The sequence below is a fragment of the Paenibacillus sp. MB22_1 genome (assembly GCF_047200555.1).
GTDB lineage: Bacteria > Bacillota > Bacilli > Paenibacillales > Paenibacillaceae > Fontibacillus > Fontibacillus phoenicis.
The window spans coordinates 199,488-215,529 of the sequence record NZ_JBLADV010000001.1 but is presented as its reverse complement, the minus strand read 5'-3'; the positions used below and the strand labels follow the sequence as shown (position 1 = coordinate 215,529).

12 protein-coding genes and 1 pseudogene are annotated in these 16,042 nt (G+C 53.4%); 1 reads left to right on the top strand and 12 read right to left on the bottom strand.

The annotated features are described in order from the left end of the window. Positions 1 to 32: 32 nt before the first annotated feature. A complete protein-coding gene (locus ACL02P_RS01000) occupies positions 33 to 2,006 on the bottom strand; it encodes a glycoside hydrolase family 127 protein (RefSeq protein WP_412836637.1) in 1,974 nt (657 codons plus the stop codon). A 131-nt stretch (positions 2,007 to 2,137) separates the two neighbouring features. Between ACL02P_RS01000 and ACL02P_RS00995 the strand changes: the two genes are divergently transcribed. Beyond that, positions 2,138 to 3,019, top strand: coding sequence for an AraC family transcriptional regulator (locus ACL02P_RS00995; protein ID WP_412836636.1), 882 nt, complete (start codon positions 2,138 to 2,140; stop codon positions 3,017 to 3,019). 60 nt (positions 3,020 to 3,079) lie between these two features. Here ACL02P_RS00995 and ACL02P_RS00990 read toward each other — a convergent pair whose 3' ends face one another. The 11 genes and pseudogenes from ACL02P_RS00990 to ACL02P_RS00940 all read right to left on the bottom strand — a co-directional run bounded on the left by ACL02P_RS00990 (position 3,080) and on the right by ACL02P_RS00940 (position 15,960). Then, positions 3,080 to 3,787, bottom strand: coding sequence for a hypothetical protein (locus tag ACL02P_RS00990; RefSeq protein WP_412836635.1), 708 nt, complete (start codon positions 3,785 to 3,787; stop codon positions 3,080 to 3,082). 77 nt (positions 3,788 to 3,864) lie between these two features. Continuing rightward, positions 3,865 to 4,314 (bottom strand): disulfide oxidoreductase, encoded by a 450-nt coding sequence (locus ACL02P_RS00985; protein ID WP_412836634.1) that lies wholly within the window; start codon positions 4,312 to 4,314, stop codon positions 3,865 to 3,867. Positions 4,315 to 4,329: 15 nt separating this feature from the next. After that, complete coding sequence (locus ACL02P_RS00980) at positions 4,330 to 5,043, bottom strand: DsbA family protein (protein WP_009224357.1); 714 nt, start codon at positions 5,041 to 5,043, stop codon at positions 4,330 to 4,332. 406 nt (positions 5,044 to 5,449) lie between these two features. Next, entirely contained in the window at positions 5,450 to 7,162 is a 1,713-nt protein-coding gene (ptsP, locus tag ACL02P_RS00975; RefSeq protein ID WP_009224358.1) for a phosphoenolpyruvate--protein phosphotransferase, read from the bottom strand. Continuing rightward, positions 7,155 to 7,430, bottom strand: coding sequence for an HPr family phosphocarrier protein (locus tag ACL02P_RS00970; protein WP_009224359.1), 276 nt, complete (start codon positions 7,428 to 7,430; stop codon positions 7,155 to 7,157). Before ACL02P_RS00970 ends, ptsP begins: the two co-directional genes overlap by 8 nt. Positions 7,431 to 7,562: 132 nt before the next feature. Beyond that, positions 7,563 to 9,638, bottom strand: a complete 2,076-nt coding sequence (gene ptsG / locus ACL02P_RS00965) for a glucose-specific PTS transporter subunit IIBC (protein WP_412836633.1) — start codon at positions 9,636 to 9,638, stop codon at positions 7,563 to 7,565. Between the two features lie 373 nt (positions 9,639 to 10,011). Then, positions 10,012 to 11,358 carry an ISLre2-like element ISTco1 family transposase gene (locus ACL02P_RS00960; protein ID WP_260072014.1) on the bottom strand — a complete coding sequence of 449 codons (1,347 nt, stop codon included), beginning with the start codon at positions 11,356 to 11,358 and terminating at the stop codon, positions 10,012 to 10,014. 112 nt (positions 11,359 to 11,470) lie between these two features. Continuing rightward, complete coding sequence (gene glcT, locus ACL02P_RS00955; RefSeq protein WP_412836632.1) at positions 11,471 to 12,316, bottom strand: glucose PTS transporter transcription antiterminator GlcT; 846 nt, start codon at positions 12,314 to 12,316, stop codon at positions 11,471 to 11,473. A gap of 191 nt (positions 12,317 to 12,507) precedes the next feature. Further along, complete coding sequence (locus tag ACL02P_RS00950; protein WP_412836631.1) at positions 12,508 to 14,094, bottom strand: SPFH domain-containing protein; 1,587 nt, start codon at positions 14,092 to 14,094, stop codon at positions 12,508 to 12,510. Between the two features lie 24 nt (positions 14,095 to 14,118). Then, positions 14,119 to 14,648: pseudogene (locus ACL02P_RS00945) on the bottom strand (protease). Positions 14,649 to 14,796: 148 nt separating this feature from the next. Beyond that, positions 14,797 to 15,960: an iron-containing alcohol dehydrogenase gene (locus ACL02P_RS00940; protein WP_009224364.1), complete on the bottom strand. Its 1,164-nt coding sequence runs from the start codon at positions 15,958 to 15,960 to the stop codon at positions 14,797 to 14,799. Positions 15,961 to 16,042: the final 82 nt, after the last annotated feature.

The window sequence follows — 16,042 nt, the reverse complement described above, 5'->3', positions numbered from 1 at the left end:
ACAACCCATGCCGGTCCATCGCAAGCAAACATTTAGCGCTCGCGCACCCAAACCATCATTTCCCCTTCGCCGCGATTGGCCCAGGCGTAATACGGGATGAACTTAAGCGCTGCTGGTTGCTCCGTCAGACGCGGGGACGCGCTGTACAACCCGCCGTCCCAGTCCGGCCCGGTGATGCGGACCGCCTCGGTCCGCACGGTAACGATGCCGCCAAGAAGTTCGGCTTCGTATTCCGCGTGAAGCTCGGCCTCCCGCGGCAACACCAGCTCATGCAGGTTCGCGCCGTTGTCGGCCTGCTCCAGGCAATAGACGAGCGGGCCGCGCTGCAGCGCCACCTTGCCGGCGTTTCCACGTACGAGAGGATGGCTGTACATACGTGTCACCGGCATCGCCAGCTTCAGCTCCACAACATCCCCTGCACACCATTGCCGCGCCAGCCGGATGTAGCCGTCCTGAAGCAAAGCTCCCTCCAGTTCCACCACTTCTCCGTTCACCTGGAGACTCGCTTCCGGGCACCAATCCGGCAGCCGCAACGCCAGTGTAAAGCGACCTTCTCCCTCCGGCTGCACCTCAAACCGCACGTTTCCACCCCAAGGGTAATTGGTCGTTTGCGTCAGCTTCACCTTGCCGCCGCTCGTTTGCAATTCGGCTTCCCCGCCGATATAGAGATGAGCATATACCGTATCGCCTTGCACTGTATAGATGTATTCGCCAAGCGATGCCAGCAGCCGGGCGATGTTCGGCGGACAGCAGGCGCAGCCGAACCATTCCTGACGAACCGTTTTTATATGGTCAAACTTATGATTGGCGCCCCCGCAAGCCTTCGGGTCGACTTCCAGCGGATTCACATAGAAGAAATGCTTGCCGTCCCGGGCCATTCCACCGACAACCGTGTTGTATAAAGCCCGCTCCATCACATTGGCGTATCTCGAGTCCGGCGAAATCCGCAGCATCCGCTGGGCGAAGAAGATCAACCCGATGGAAGCGCAAGTCTCCGAATACACCGTGTCATTTGGCAGGTCGTAATCAAACGAAAACGCCTCGCCCTGCGGCATGGAGCCCACCCCGCCGGTAATATACATCTGCTTGCCGACAATGTTGTCCCATAGCTTGCGGCAGGCGGCCAGCATCGACTCGTCACCGGTTAACGCCGCAACATCGGCCATCCCGGTCAACATATACAGCAGCCGCACAGCATGGCCCACCGCTGTCTCCTGCTCCCGTACCGGCAGATGCGCCTGATGGTAAGTGAGGTCAACGTGATCTGCATGCCCCGCCCAGTGCGTTTGACCGCCCCGCCGCTTGAGTTCTTCCTCGAAGAAGGAAGGCTTCTGCCCCCGTTGCTCAAGGAAATATTGGCTTAGACGCAAATATCGCTCCTGTCCGGTCACCTCGTACAGCTTGACGAGCGCCAGCTCGATTTCCTGATGGCCGTCGTACCCCGGCAACTTGCCGGGCTCCGTGCCAAACACGCTGTCGATGTAATCCGCGAACTTGATGACCACGTCGAGCAGCTTTCTTTTGCCTGTGGCCCGATAATAGGCGACTCCCGCTTCGATTAAATGTCCCGCGCAATACAGCTCATGGCATTCCGTCAAATTCGTCCAGCGCTTGCCCGGCTCCTTCAGGATATAATACGTGTTCAAATACCCGTCTTCCCGCTGCGCCAAGGCCATTGTGTCAATTAACCCGTCGGCGATCGCCGCCAGCTCCGGATTTGGATCCGCTTCCAAAATATAAGCTGCCGCTTCCAGCCATTTCGCCAAATCGCTGTCCTGGAACACCAGCCCGTAATATTCACCCTGAACTTGCCCTGCGGCAATTTGAAAATTGCGTACAGCGCCGCTAGGTTCGGCTCCTTCCACCCGATCGTTTAATGCCTCCCATTGATAAGGGACAACCACATCCTTCACTAAACGGATATAGTAACTCCAAAATTCGTCGCGGATGTTCACTCGATTCAGCGCAACCCGCTCGGAACGCGGCATTTGCCCGGCTAGCTTCATCGCAAAGCCTCCTCCTTTTTTCAAAAAATCATACTGACAAATCTCATTTTATCTCATATATTTAGAACGAAATACGAATTCTATCAACCTCAAAGTTATAATATTTCACATTCGAAACGGAGGAGAGTGCCTTGCCGAAACCAACCGACCTGGTGCAGCTGACGGCGCCGCCCTTGCCCTATTTTTTGGAATGCGGACATACCGTATATCAGCCCGGAGACGAACATCCCAACCGGCGGAATATCGGTATTTTTGATTGGATCGTCGTGGAATCTGGCACGTTATACCTCGGGGAGGCGGGGCAATCCTGGAGTCTGGAGGCCGGCCAATCGCTGCTGCTGTTGCCCGATCGGCACCATTACGCGGTGAAGCCGTGCGAAGAGCCTACGTCGTTTTACTGGCTGCATTTTCATACGGTCTGTGCCTGGCAGCAGCTTCCGGCAGAGGAAGCCGATCACCTCTATCCGGACGCGGACGAGCATTACAGCCGTTTCCTGGCTTCGCCATATTCCCTGCATCTGCCGAAAGCGTGGGACCTCCCCTCTCCCGACCAGACGTTCCGCTTGTTCCGGCAGCTGCTGGAGAGCCTAGGGGAACGTCAATCCCGGGCGTTTTGGAACCGGCAGCAGCGGTTCGAGGAGCTGCTTCGTGCGATGGATCTCCGGCAGTTAGAATCACATGCCTCCCCGGTAGTGACCGTTGCGGAAAAGGCTGAAGCCTACATCAAAAGCAATTTCCGTTCGGAGCTCAACAGCGGGCAGATGGCCGATGCGCTGCATTACCACTATAACTACATCACGCGCTGCATGAAGCAGGTGTATGGCATGACGCCCAACGATTACTTGCTGCATTACCGGTTAGAGCAAGCCAAGCTGCTGCTGCTCACCACGGAGTGGCCGATTGCGGATATTGCTTCTTACGTTGGCTTCAACAGCACTCCCTATTTCTCGAACCGGTTTGCCTTCAAAAATGGCTGCTCTCCCCGCGAGTTCCGCAAGCGATATATGTCATGAGGAGGTAAAAAAAACGCCCGCTGCAGAAGCCCTGCGCGGACGGTTTAGCTTTAGTTCGTGTTAATTCGTTGCCACAACGGTGTTGATGGACGCGAACGCCAGCGGGCCAAAGCCTTCCGATGCTTCGCCATGCGGCGAATTCAGCAGAAAGGCAAATCCTTGCCCGCCTATGTTCTTGACGATATACTGCTGGGTCAGCCCCTTGCCTTGGGCGATCAAGAACAGCTCGGCATCTCGCATCGTTTCGTAGAGCTGGTCGCCGGTACGCTGCTCGACTTTACCGATTTTAGACATCTCGCTTTTGGCCGACTTCGCCAGCTCCTCGATGTTGTAATCGGCAGGCAGCTTGGTAATGACCACATGATAGTCTGAGTCGTAATTCATCATTAACTTGTTGGTTTTGGCATCAAAGGAGAAGATGTCGAACATATAAAAAGCGTAGCCCTCGCCCCTCTGCAAAGTGGTGGTTCGCGTCTCTTTCATGCCTTCCAGCTCAACCTCGATCGATTTCTCAGCCGGCAGCTCCGATGTTGCACCGGAGTCCGTCGACTCTGTGGCAGGAGCCGTCCCCTGCTTCGTTTCGGCTGCGGTGTCATCCGGCGCGTTGTTGTCTGTATCCGTCTGGTTCCCGTTCGTTTCACCGCTTGCATTCATCCCAGGCTCGGAACTGTTCCCGAAGCACGCGGTCAGCGAGAGCACCAGCAGGATCATCCCCAGCCAGCCGGTGGTCTTCTTCCATTTCGTTTTTAGTACATTCTTGTTGTTCACTTCGAACACCCCCGCATATACAGACGGGCCGAACCTCAAAAAAGTTGCCATCACGAGGGAGGGAAATATTGCAGGTATTATTGTTCCTCAGCAGCTTCTTTGCCCTCGCGAGCGGCCAACAAGAACAGGATGATCAGCACGAAAGCGACCAGCGCCATAAACGGAATCGTAATAAATCCGAGCCAGCCTTGGCCTAAGTAATCGACGTTGCAAGGTACGCCAATTTTGCAGGGAAGCAGCTTGGCTAACGCCGGGATTTTTTGCTCGCTGTAATGATAGATGGAGATCATGCCGCCGATGATGCTGAGCGGAAGCACGTATGGAATGATCTGACGGTCGTTCTTATACGCGGCGATCCCCAGCAAGATGACCTGCGGGTACATGAAGATCCGCTGGAACCAGCACAGCCGGCACGGCTCATAATGCAGCACTTCGCTTAGATACAAGCTGCCCGCCGTCGCGACCATCGCAACCAGCCAGGCGAGGTAGATGCCATAGTCCTTCAAAAACCCCCGCATCATCCCCATTCCTCCCTCATATTCTTATTCTCCGGCCAATTCGTTATCGATGGTCTTCTTCAGCGTCTCATAATCGCCTAGGTTGCCGGCATATTCAATACCGTTGATGAAGAACGTCGGCGTGCTGTCTACGCCCAGCTTGTCTCCTCGAGCCAACTGCGCTTGCACCTCGTCCTGGTACGTTGCTTCGGCGATATCTTTCTGCAGCAGGTCGTAATCGATGGGCAGCTCCAGTTCTTTGGCCAGATTGACCAAAAATTCAGGCGAAGCCCAACCGTTGTTCTCCTCCCCCTGGCGTTCAAAAATCGCATCGAAATACTTCCAGAACGCATCATTGCTTTGATGATACACCGATTGAGCGGCCAGCGCGGCCGTAAAGGAATCGGAGCCGATAAACGGCAGATTCATGAAATAAAAAGCGACTTTACCTTGATCTATATAATCCTTCACCAATTCCGGCTTAATCAGTTCATTTACATGTTTACACGACGGACATTGATAATCCCCGAACTCTACAATCTTTACCGGGGCATCAGCTTGTCCTAACACAGGCAGCGCAGCATAATCAAATTCGACAGGCTTCGGTTTCGGCTGAATCGTCAACACGACGATGATCAGAATCAGAAGCAACCCCACGGTCGAAAACCAGATCAGTCGTCTCCTCTTTAATTGCTGCTGCAGCTTTTGTTGTTCGGCTTTGCGCTTGGCCAAAGCGTTCTTTGTTGTTTTCGGCGGCATGCGATCCCTTCTTTCTATTTAATAGTTCAATTTCAAAATACGTTTTATCCTGCAACCATTCTAGTTACAAAAGCAAGATTCGTCAAGTTGAACCCAGAACCTCGCAGGACCTTCCCAACGAAAAAGTGTGATGGTTCGTACTCATCAAAGATTTATGCCTCTTCAGGCCTCTTTTACACCATTATCCCTTTCCTTCAGAAATAGGGGATCAAGATAGATCCTATTTATCCAAGCCATTCTGTGTTCCCCACCCCCTGATGCAACGGGATAATCGTTAAAAAGAGAGCCAGACACCTCTATAAAGCCGCAACCAAGAAAAAAACCGGCGCCCTAACGGCACCGGTTCAAGAGGAAACCCGTATTTCCAGTTGGAAAAGATCTTAAATTCTTACGAATCTAACAATTCTTATGCTTCGATAGAGCGAACCAGCTCGACGACTTGTTCAGCCGTCTGCATTTGCAGCGCCTTCGCCGCCAGCTGCTCCATTTCCGCTTTGGACAGCTTGGAGATTTGCGAACGAGCCGGCAGGATCGAAGTCGCGCTCATGCTGAATTCGTCCAGCCCAAGTCCGAGCAGCAACGGAATCGCCGTTGCATCGCCAGCCATTTCGCCGCACATGCCGGCCCACTTGCCTTCTTTGTGCGCTGCATCGATGACCATTTTCACCAAGCGTAAAATCGATGGGTTATATGGCTGGTACAAATAAGATACGCGTTCGTTCATGCGATCGGCTGCCATTGTATATTGAATAAGGTCGTTGGTACCAATACTGAAGAAGTCCACTTCTTTGGCGAACTGATCGGCCAGGACCGCAGTCGAAGGAATCTCCACCATAATGCCGAGTTGGATCTCGTCGGAGACTTGAACGCCTTCGGCTTGCAGCTTCTCCTTCTCTTCCAGGAGCAGCGCCTTCGCCGCACGGAATTCATCCAATGTTGCGATCATTGGGAACATGATACGCAATGTGCCGTATACGCTGGCGCGAAGCAAGGCGCGCAGCTGCGTGCGGAACAAGTCCTTTTGCTCCAGGCACAGGCGAATCGCTCGGAAGCCCAGGAACGGGTTCAGTTCCTTCGGCAGATTCAAATACGGCAGCTCTTTGTCGCCGCCGATATCCAACGTGCGGACAACAACCGGCTTGCCTTCCATTTTTTCCAGCACGGTCTTGTACGCATTAAATTGAACATCCTCTGAAGGCAGCTCTGTGCGGCCCATGTACAGGAATTCCGTCCGGTACAGGCCTACCCCTTCACCGCCGTTCTCCAGTACGCCAGCCACGTCGTTTGGCGTGCCGATGTTCGCGGCCAATTCCACGTGAACGCCGTCTTTGGACATCGTCTGCACCTCGCGCAGCTTCTTCCATTCTTCGATCTGCACCAGGTACTTATCACGTTTCGCTTTGTATTCGCTCAGGACATCCTCGGTCGGATTGATGATGACGCTGCCGTCCAATCCATCCACGATCACAAGATCGCCGCTGTTTACCTTGTCCAGCACCTCTTTGGTGCCGACAACCGCCGGGATTTCCAGCGAGCGGGCCATAATCGCCGAGTGCGACGTGCGGCCGCCAATATTCGTTGTAAAGCCCTTGACGTAATTGCGATTCAACTGTGCCGTATCCGACGGCGTCAAGTCTTCCGCAATCACGATGACTTCCTCATTGATGTCAGCCGGATTGACGTAATTCAGTCCGAGCAAATGCGTAAGCACACGCTTGGTGACGTCCCGCATATCTGCTGCGCGTTCCTTGAGGTAGGCGCTTTTCATATTTTCAAACATCGTGATGAATTCATTTGCGGTTTCATTCAAAGCGTATTCCGCACTAACGCTCTCAGCGGTAATTTTATCGCGAACCGGCGTCAACAGCTCAGGGTCGTTCAAGATCAACAAATGAGATTCAAAAATCTCCGCTTTCTTCTCACCAAGCTCTTGAAGCGTGCGCTCTTTGATCGCTTCAAGCTCTTGTTGAGATTTGGCCAAAGCTTCGTCCAAACGTGCCAGTTCCGCAGCGGAATCGGAAGCATCCCGACGATGAATCGTATAGTCGGGATGCTCCAGCTTGAAAGCTTTGGCGATGGCCACGCCAGCCGAAGCGGCAATACCTTCGATCTTAAGCATTCACTTCTCCAAGCCCTTCGTTAACCATCACTTCGGTGAGCGCTTGAAGTGCTGCCTCGGCCTCTTCGCCTTCAACGATCAGCTTCAGCGAATCGCCTTGTTCCAGACCCAAGGACAGTACGCCGAGAATCGATTTCAGGGTCACTTTCTTGCCGCCGGCTTCAGCGAAGGATTCGGCCCCCTTGAATTTGTTAGCAGTGTTCACCAGAGCCGTTGCCGGGCGTGCATGAATTCCGTCTTCATCCGTAATTTTGAACATTCTTTCCATGAGTGATCCTCTCGCTTTCTGAATTATAATTTTTGGAAAATGATATATGATACGCTCCTCACCCTATTGTAAGGGAACGTGGGAACCAATGCCAAATGCACCGCCGTGATAGAACGACGGCGCATTGGAGCTTTACTTGATGGTGACGATGTCGGCTTCGCCTTTGGACAGCTTGCCGGTTTTGTTCAGCTTCACGGACGCGCCCTCTGGCAGGTTCGAGAAGACGATTGGCGAAATGATGGATGGTGCATGCTCTTTCACATAATCCAGGTCCACTTCCAGGATCGGTTGTCCAGCAGCGACCAGATCCCCTTCCTTCACCAGTACATTAAAGCCTTGGCCTTTCAGCTTGACGGTATTTACGCCGATGTGCACCAGCACTTCTTTCCCGCCGTCCGACATGATGCCGATGGCATGCTTGCTTGGGAAGACGTTAAATACTTTCCCGTAAACCGGGGAACCAATCACGCCGTCGTGCGGAAGCACTGCAAATCCGTCGCCGGTCATTCGTTCCGAGAACACCGGATCAGGTACATTGGAAATGTCCATCAGCTCACCGTTCACCGGCATCACGATATCTTCCTTGATGATCGCGTCGCCGTCTTGGGCCGCTTGTTGTTCCACTTCAGCAGGTTTAACTTCTTCGGTCTTCACAGCTGCTTCGGAGTTTTCCGCAGGCCGCGGTGTCTTGCCGCTCATAATATCGGCAATTTGCGATTTGATCGTGTCGGAACGCGTTCCGAAGATCGCTTGGATGTTGTTGCCTACTTCAAGCACACCGGAAGCGCCCAGCTTCTTGAGCTGATCCTTGTTGACGTTCGATTTATCCTTAACTTCAACACGCAGCCGGGTGATGCAGGCATCCAGGTGAACGATATTCTCTTGACCGCCCAGCGCGGATAAGATATTATGCGGCAAATCGTCCTGAGAAGTTGCTCCTCCAGCTGCACCTTCCTCATCGGCAACTTGATCTTCGCGGCCCGGCGTTTTCAGGTTAAACTTGCGAATCACGTAACGGAAACCGAAATAGTAGATGACCGCCAGGATCAGACCAACGATGATGACGTTCCACCAAGGTGTCCGGTTTGGAATCACCCCGAAAATCAGGAAGTCGATCAAACCGCCGGAGAAGGTCATCCCGATCTTCGTTCCCAGGAGATGCATGGTCATGAAGGACAAACCTGCGAAAATCGTATGAACGGCAAACAACGCCGGTGCAACGAACAGGAACGAGAACTCCAGCGGTTCCGTAATCCCTGTCAAGAAGGAAGTCAATGCTGCCGAGCCCATAATCCCGGCCACATATTTCTTATGCTCTGGACGAGCTTCGTGGTAAATCGCCAGCGCAGCGGCAGGCAAACCAAACATCATGAACGGGAATTTACCGGTCATAAATGTACCGGCTGTAAACGGCACGCCGTCACGCAACTGTGCCATGAAGATTGATTGGTCCCCGCGCACAAGCTGACCTGCGCTATTGATGTATTCGCCGAACTCGAACCAGAACGGCGAGTAGAAGATATGGTGCAGACCAAACGGAATTAACGCCCGTTCGACCACCCCGAAAATAAACGCAGACAACGTCCGATTTTGCTCCAACATAAAGTGGGAAGCCAAGTTTAATCCGGTTTGGATCGGTGGCCATACGACAACCATCATCAAACCGAGCAGAACTGAAGTAGCGGCCGTCATAATCGGCACGAACCGTTTCCCGGCGAAGAAGCCGAGGTAAGACGGAAGCTCAATCCGGAAGAACCGGTTATACATTGCGGCAGCCAGGATACCCACGATAATACCGCCGAATACCCCCGTTGCCAGCGTTGGAATACCAAGTACATTGGCATAGGCCGGATCGGTTCCGATCATCGACGGCACCACGCCAATGACCGTCCCCATCGTCACGTTCATGACGAGGTACCCGATAATGGCAGCCAGACCGGCAACCCCTTCACCGCCTGCCAAACCAACGGCGACGCCAACTGCAAACAGCAAGGCCAGGTTCGTAAAGACGATTTGGCCGGCGTTCATCATGACTGTAGCTACAGCATGAACAGCGTGGTTATCCAATGCGGGAACCAAATTTAGGAACTCAGGGCTGACCAGCATATTACCGATCCCGAGCAGCAGGCCTGCCGCCGGAAGAAGAGCTACCGGAAGCATCAGCGCTTTACCTACCCGCTGTAAAACCCCAAACAAACGCTTAAACATAAATACCCTCCTGTAATTACATAGTGGACTAACAAAAACAGGCATGAGCCAATATAGGTCATTTGTGCTGTACCGTGATCGCTTACGGATATAATACCCCGTAACCGTCCAATACAATCCAAAAAAACCTTTATCAACTCATGCCTGATCGAATCAGTCACACATTGTGATTATGAAGTTGTTGTTAATGCATTAGGAATTATAGCAGACCTTCTTTTTTCGCGCAAGCAAGCTATTGAAGATGTCAGTGTCAAGCTAGCGTGGGCAGTCATTTAAGATGCCTGGAACGCGAACCCCGAAGGAACCTCTTCCTTGTAAGCGCTTTGCTTCGTTCTTTCATCAAACACAAGTGATTTGTCAGAATTTTTTGCCGTTATCCGCGAAGTGCTTTGAGTGCCATACCCGTTGTGCTGCTTTGCTTCGGTCCTTGCAGCATGCGAATCATTCCAGCGATACAACCCTTGACCGGTTGCGTCACGTTCTTGAGCAATTGCCGCATGTTTATCGACTGCTGCGGCGTTGCCTGCTTACTCGCTTGTCCTTCAACCGTTCTTACCACCGTGCCCGCTTCTTGAATCCTCATCATCGTCCTCAGCATCGCCCTGACGCCTCGCTCACTCCAACTGTACCCGCCACGCTTCGTCCGCTTGGCGAATATACGCATCTGCGATTCCGCGCTTCCCATCGGGCGCATGCCGCTTGTGTCGATCCCCTTCGCCTGGAGTGTTTTTCGGTAGTCGTCCAAATGCTTCTCATGCCGCTTTAGAAATCTTTTATACGGCTTCCAATCCTTCCGGTTCTCTTCCGCTATCTCTTGCTCCGACACGCCTTCCAGGACCGCCATAAGCGCGGCTGCATCCTGTTTGGCCAAAGACCGTCTCACTCTCTCCCACACCTGCGGCAAATGACCGACAAAGCGTTTCAAATCACGCGCCACATGAAAGCGGTCCAGCATGTACAGACATTGGTGAAAGTAGGATGTACATTCCCCGATCCACGCCGCGCCGTCTCCGTTCACCACAAGCCACGTGTTCTCGTCGATTTCGTAACGCTCCACCAGAAAGTCCCCGAACCCTTCCCAGAAGTCGCCGCCGCTCGTATGCAGGTAATGCTGTTTGTTCTTCAGCTGTACCCGCTTGCCGTTCTTCTCCCAGCCTTCGTGTACGACTGCAATTGCGTTCTCCATCCCGCGCTTTTTGCTCCGCTGCAGCTTCGTGTACAGCCCATCCACTTCCACGAACAGCACGCGGGCAGCGCGCCGTTTCACCGCTGGCATCGGCTGTTGCGCACGCTCCATCAGTTTTTCCCTGATCGCTTGGTGGCTCAGCACATTGTAGCCCAAAAGCTGCTCCAGCCGCTTTGCGCTGTCCCGGTACGACGGTCCTTGGCTTGCGAATGCGATTGCTGTCTCTTCCAAATGCGGACTGACTTTCCCGCGCCCTTCGAATTGCAACAGCTGATCCAGCAGATACACGTGTTTGCCGCTTCTACGGTCACAGTACAATCTCCGCTTAAAGCGCACATTCCCGAACACTGTGTTGACGCTTGTTTCACGCTCGTCCTTTACTCGATAACGCTCTCGGTCCCGTTGCTCCAGGATCTGCTGATCCAGCGCCTCCAGTACCTGCTTCATCGCACGAGCGAATTCCTCCTGCATTTTCCGGAAAATCCATTGCTCAATCTCTTTCATCGTCGGCATTGTTGTGGTAAAGTGGCTCACAGGAGCTTCCTCCTTCTTGGTGTGTTGTGCGCAAACATCACTTTACCAAGGGAGAAGCTCTTTTTCTATATCCGCTTTTTCCAATTCCTACACCCACAGAGATTTTACACTATCATTGAAGATTTGCCGGAGCCACACGGTGTAAATGCATGGTTAAATAACTAACCTCTGCCTTATAAACCGGCAGCTTGAGCCGTTGCTCCATAACTTTTGTCAATTTATAGGCAAGCGAATACAACACAGGATACTCCTGCTTGAGCAGCAATTCCAGCTTGTCGACTTCGCCGACTTGCTCTCCCCGCCGAATCCGCTCGATCGCGAACCGCAAATGGGTGAGCAGACGCGAATAGTCCAGCGAATTGCGGAGGATCGAGAAGCGAAGCTCCTTCTCGATGATGCCTACCAAATCGGCGATCAACTGGGCATGTCCGCGGACCTCGCTGATGTGACGGTTGGTGATGGCGCTGTTGATGTGAAGCGCAACGAAGCCAATTTCGTCTTCACCAAGATCAATACCCAGCCTCTCCTTGATCAAACGAATGGCATATTCCGCCAATTCATATTCCAGCGGATAAATTTCCTTCGTCTCGAACAAAAATGGATTATGAAACGCGATGTCCTGCTCCGCCCGTTTTATCGCAAACGCCAAGTGATCAGTTAACGCGATGTGAATATGCTCATTAAGCTCGGTTTGAGTTTTCCCGGAAATATACATAATAATTTCGCCGATGATCTCGATCAGCTGTTCATCCACCTGGTGCACGAGTTGCTTGTATTGCTCCTGCTCCTGCTGGTTCGTAAGGATAAACATCTTCTCGACGGCTTCCAGCGAAATGGAATCTCCCGTTTTTCGGTTAAATCCGATGCCTTTGCCGATGACAACGACCTCGCCATGCTCCGGATGATTCGCGATGATGACATTGTTATTCAACACTTTGGCCACGCGCAGGCTGTTCACAACACAGTAGCACCTCTTTTCCTATATTCCGAAAACGGTTAAGCCCATTATAATGGATTTTTTGGGCGCCGTCAGCCGATTCCCAGGCATTTCAAAGGCGTCCTCACTCTGATGATGAGCGGGACGCCGGTTTCTTTTTATCCTAGGACAAGATACACGGATGGAGGGCGGTTGTCAAGCCACCTTAGGCCCTACTTTTGGTCTGGGTCGGCTGCCTTCGAAGCCGCGGTTTCCAGCACAACCGGATCTGGCACCTTTCCGCCTGCTGCAGACTTGACGGAAGCCGTCTCAAGCTCCGGTGTTGCGGCGACAACTTTGCCTTTGGTCAGGCTTTGGATCAACCGATCGAGTTCGATCCCGGAGACGCTCTTGAGCATGTCAGGCGCTGTGGCCATCAGCTCGGTCACGTAGTTGCTGACGCGAGCGGCTCCCTCGCCTTTGCCGGTATCGACGACGGTCAGCTTGTCGATGGAGGACAGCGGTGCAGCGATCTTGCTTGCCAGCTCCGGCAGCATCTTCATTACGATATCGAGGATCGCCGCCTCGCCGAATTTCTGGAACGCTTCGGCCAGCTTCTCCTTCGCTTCGGCCTCGGCCAAGCCGCGCAGACGGATGATTTCAGCATCCGCCGTCCCTTTGGCCCGTTCGGCCTCCGCAATCGCCAGGCCTTCTAGCCGCTTCTGTTCAGCGGAAGCTTTGGCCTGCGTTTCGATCGAGTATTGCAGCGCATCGGCTTCCCGCATCTTCCGGGCTTTTTCCGCTTCGGCGGCCTGCTCGACGGCATAACGGTCCGCATCGGCCTTTTTCTTCACTTCAGCATCATATTGCTTCTGACGGACGATAATTTCTTTGTCCTGCAGATCGATTTCCCGTTCCTTCCGCACCAGCTCGACCTTCATCTGCTCTTCGACCATCACTTGCTTAGCCCGAGCTTCCTGAATGTGATAAGCTTGGTCGGCTTCGGCTCTGGCAGTGTCCTGCTCCTTCTTGAAGGACGCTACCTTCAGTTCCTTCTCTTTCTCAGCCTCGGCGATGTTCGTATCGCGCACCAGCTCGGCCTTCTGCCCAGCTTCCTCGGCCAGCGCTTTCTGGATCCGTGCATCCCGCTGGGCTTCGGCCTCAGCGATGTCGGCGTCCCGCTTAACCGCAGCGATCCGCGGCTTCCCAAGCGCCTCCAAATAACCGTGCTTATCCCGAACGTCCTTGATCGTGAACGAAACGATCTGCAGTCCCATTTTCTTCAGATCCCGGGCTGCGACGCTTTGCACTTCCTGAGCAAACTTGTCGCGGTTGCGATAGACTTCCTCAACGGTCATCGAGCCCAGGATGGAACGCAGATGGCCTTCCAGCACTTCCTGTGCCTCGCCCTTCAGCGATTCGATGGGTTTGCCCATAAATTGTTCGGCGGCTGTTGCGACGTCTTCGATCGAGCTGCCCACTTTAATGATGGCCACGCCGTCTGCAGATACCGGCACCCCTTGCTCGGTGTAGACCTCGGGCGTCATCACGTCAAGCTTATGGGATAGCAGCGACATAAACTCGGCTTTCTGAAAGATCGGCCAGATAAATGCCCCGCCGCCGCGCACGATTTTGATTTTGCGGCCGGATTGGTCGTCGGAAATGTTTTTGCTGCCTAGAAAAGACCCCGTCACAATCATCGCCTCATCGGGGCCCACCGTTTTGTATCTTGCCCAAAACGCCAGCCCAAGCACGACAATGACTGCAATCACGATCACGGGGATCAGTAGGAAATCCGGAAAACTTTCGAACAATGACATCAGCTCCCTCTTCTTTAATTGGCATTACATCGGGTGGGGGTAAAGCTCGGAAACCTGGACGGTCCCGTCCTTCGCCGTCCCGATCACAACGACGGCTGTTCCGGCGGGAATCTCCTTCCGATCCCAGCTGGAGGCGATATGCAGCGAATTGCCGCCTACCTGCTCACCATCACTTCGCCATACCCTTGCGCCGGAATGGGCACGGTGACTTCGCCGATTTTACCGGGCAGCTCCGATTCAGAGAATCCCGTGGAATTTTCACTGTTCTCCATCGGTTTCACATAGGCGAAATACACGGTAGCAGACAGCAGGACGGCTGCAACTATCGCTAAAACCACTACAACAGCCGTGCCAAGCCCGGTGTATCGGTCCAGCAAAATACCGGCTCCGCCAAAGGACGTGATCGCCGATGCCGTGATGATCGGCTTGAGAAAATCCGCGGACAGGAAATCAAACACGCCATCCAGCCAGCTTCCGATCAAGTCACCAAGCACGGCGCTGATGACGGCAAACAAAGCACCGCCGACGAAACAACCCCAAAACAGCGCTTCCATCCCGTTCCTCCCTCTACCCAAAATATTGTTGGACTCTACAATTAAATACGTAAATTGGTGAAATATGTTTCAAAAAAAAAAAAAAACCGGCCTACGACGCCAAGTCGTGAGACCGGTTATTTTAAGTAGGGATCTATGAAGCGGGGATTTACAGCGACATGCGATAAATTTCGAGCACGTCCTGTTTATCCAACACGGCAAAATTGCCAAACGAACCAAAGCGGACCGCTTTATCGGCCATAACTTCCAGTTGACTGTCGTCAATGCCGTAATCCGCCAAGCGGCTTGGTGCGCCAATCGAGTTCCAGAATGACCGCAACGCTTCGATGCCCTCAAGCGCCACTGCCTCATCGCTCTTGCCGGCAGGATCGACATGGAAGACGTTGATCGCCAGACGCTTAAAGCGGGCGACATCCTGCTTCAGGTTATATTTCATCCAGTTCGGGAACAGGATGGCCAGGCCGCCGCCATGCGGAATATCGTAAACCGCCGACACAGCATGTTCGATGTTGTGAGTAGCCCAGTCCCCGGACAAGCCCATGTTCAGCACGCCGTTCAGCGCCAATGTGCCGCACAGCAGAATCGTTTCCCGGAGGTCGTAGTTTTCCAAATCCTGTACCAGCTTCGGTGCCGTTTCGATCACCGTCCGCAGCAGCCCTTCGCAGAACTCATCCTGCAGCGGAGTGTTTGGCGTTGGATGGAAATAATGCTCGAATACATGAGACATGATATCCACCATGCCGTACACCGTTTGGTCTTTCGGCAAGGAAACCGTGAACTGCGGATCAAGGATGGAGAATGCAGGATAAGCCAGCTTGCTGCTCCAACCCAGCTTCTCCTTAGTTTCTTCGTTGGAAATGACGGAGTTTCCGTTCATTTCGGAGCCAGTTGCGGCCATCGTAAGTACCGTTCCGAGCGGCAGGGCGGCTTTCGGTACGGCTTTGCGCTCTGCGAAATCCCACATATCCCCGTCGTATTTAGCCCCGACGGCAATCGCCTTCGAGCAGTCCAGCACGCTGCCGCCGCCGACGGCAAGAACCAGCTCGATGCCGTTGGATTTGCACAGCTCGACCCCGCGGTGCACCGTCGAAAGACGCGGGTTCGGCTCAACGCCCGCAAGCTCCGTCACTTCGGCGCCGATTTCCCGCAGAATGGCCGTCACTTGATCGTACAGCCCGCTGCGTTTAATGCTGCCGCCGCCGTAGACTAGCAGCACTTTTTTGCCGTAAGCCGGCACCTCGTTGCGAAGCGCCTCCAGCTGGCCTTTGCCGAAGATCAGCTTGGTTGGATTATGAAATACGAAATTGTCCATGCCGTAACTCCTCCTAAAATTTGGTTATGTAAATGGAGCGTTTCTACAATGCGCTGGTGCTATTTCTAGCCTCTTCGAACTC

Bases quoted from the DNA above. Each gene is read 5' to 3' on its own strand.
- ACL02P_RS01000 (WP_412836637.1), bottom strand. From the start codon at position 2,006: ATGAAGCTAGCCGGGCAAATGCCGCGTTCCGAGCGGGTTGCGCTGAAT.
- ACL02P_RS00985 (WP_412836634.1), bottom strand. From the start codon at position 4,314: ATGGGGATGATGCGGGGGTTTTTGAAGGACTATGGCATCTACCTCGCC.
- ACL02P_RS00980 (WP_009224357.1), bottom strand. From the start codon at position 5,043: ATGCCGCCGAAAACAACAAAGAACGCTTTGGCCAAGCGCAAAGCCGAA.
- ptsP (WP_009224358.1), bottom strand. From the start codon at position 7,162: ATGCTTAAGATCGAAGGTATTGCCGCTTCGGCTGGCGTGGCCATCGCC.
- ACL02P_RS00970 (WP_009224359.1), bottom strand. From the start codon at position 7,430: ATGGAAAGAATGTTCAAAATTACGGATGAAGACGGAATTCATGCACGC.
- ptsG (WP_412836633.1), bottom strand. From the start codon at position 9,638: ATGTTTAAGCGTTTGTTTGGGGTTTTACAGCGGGTAGGTAAAGCGCTG.
- ACL02P_RS00950 (WP_412836631.1), bottom strand. From the start codon at position 14,094: ATGTCATTGTTCGAAAGTTTTCCGGATTTCCTACTGATCCCCGTGATC.
- ACL02P_RS00940 (WP_009224364.1), bottom strand. From the start codon at position 15,960: ATGGACAATTTCGTATTTCATAATCCAACCAAGCTGATCTTCGGCAAA.